This window comes from Neisseria sp. P0008.S010 (assembly GCF_051962715.1).
Lineage (GTDB): Bacteria > Pseudomonadota > Gammaproteobacteria > Burkholderiales > Neisseriaceae > Neisseria > Neisseria elongata.
The window spans coordinates 1-518 of the sequence record NZ_JBQCVA010000138.1 but is presented as its reverse complement, the minus strand read 5'-3'; the positions used below and the strand labels follow the sequence as shown (position 1 = coordinate 518).

Below are 518 nucleotides of genomic sequence, written 5' to 3'. Positions count from 1 at the left end.
GACTACTCGGGTATCTAATCCCTTTCGCTCCCCTAGCTTTCGTCTGTCAGTGTCAGTATTAGCCCAGCAGAGTGCTTTCGCACCTGAGCGTCAGTATTGGTCCAGGAAGTCGCCTTCGCCACTGATGTTCCTTCCGATATCTACGCATTTCACCGCTACACCGGAAATTCCACTTCCCTCTCCCATACTCTAGCAAGGCAGTTTCGGATGCAGTTCCCAGGTTGAGCCCGGGGATTTCACACCCGACATGCCAAGCCGCCTACGTGCGCTTTACGCCCAGTAATTCCGATTAACGCTCGCACCCTCTGTATTACCGCGGCTGCTGGCACAGAGTTAGCCGGTGCTTCTTTTGTAGGTTAAGTCAACCTCCCGACGTGTTAGGTCGAGAGCTTTCGTCCCTACCGAAAGGGCTTTACAACCCGCAGGCCTTCTTCACCCACGCGGCGTCGCTGGATCAGGGTTTCCCCCATTGTCCAATATTCCCCACTGCTGCCACCCGTAGGCTGTCTCTTATACAC

At 54.8% G+C, this 518-nt stretch carries 1 rRNA gene; it reads right to left on the bottom strand.

Annotated elements, in window-relative coordinates:
• Nucleotides 1–518, bottom strand: a 16S ribosomal RNA gene (locus ACTHSL_RS12890); the annotation flags it as partial.